This window comes from Streptosporangium vulgare (genome assembly GCF_042428775.1).
Lineage (GTDB): Bacteria > Actinomycetota > Actinomycetes > Streptosporangiales > Streptosporangiaceae > Streptosporangium > Streptosporangium vulgare.
Window position 1 is genome coordinate 1 of sequence record NZ_JBHMBS010000164.1, and the last position, 584, is coordinate 584.

General features: G+C 50.9%; 1 pseudogene. It reads right to left on the bottom strand.

The window, feature by feature from the left end:
- A pseudogene (gene cbrA, locus ACFFRH_RS44950) lies at nucleotides 1-584 on the bottom strand (colicin M resistance lipid reductase CbrA); the annotation flags it as partial.

The window sequence follows — 584 nt, forward strand, 5'->3', positions numbered from 1 at the left end:
CGCCAGTAAGCGGTATTGTGCTTCTCTGGCTGCTTCAGTAACACCGAACGCAGAATGTCTGTGCTATCCAGCGCATAGCTAATCCCCTCCTGCGAGCTGGCGCTGATAAATCCCGCCGCTTCACCAATCAGAAAGGCGTTGTCCTTACCGCAGACAAAATCCTGCCAGCGCGAGGGAAACAGCACCGTGCATTTTTCGCTTTACACCGTCTTACCAAACTGGAACTGAAAGGCGCCCATTTTCTCTTTCAGCGTCGTGAAACGCGTCTGACCGTCTTTCATTGGATAGGCACCGCCAAAGATAAAATAACCGTCTTTGCTGATACTCCATGAATAACAGTTAGTTATCGAATTATCAAAGATGCAGGAGTAGAACGGCACCGGATGTTTCTCCGCGAACCACTGCTGGATAGCGACATATTTACGGATTTGATGATCCGGGTAGAGATGTCGCCGCACCATCGAGTTTGCGCCATCGGCACCGACCAGATAGCGGGCGGTAATATGTTGCTCCCAGCCGTCTGCACGAAAAATGACATGCCATTTATCATCCTCACGCCAGATTTTTCGGCACAGGCTGTCGTG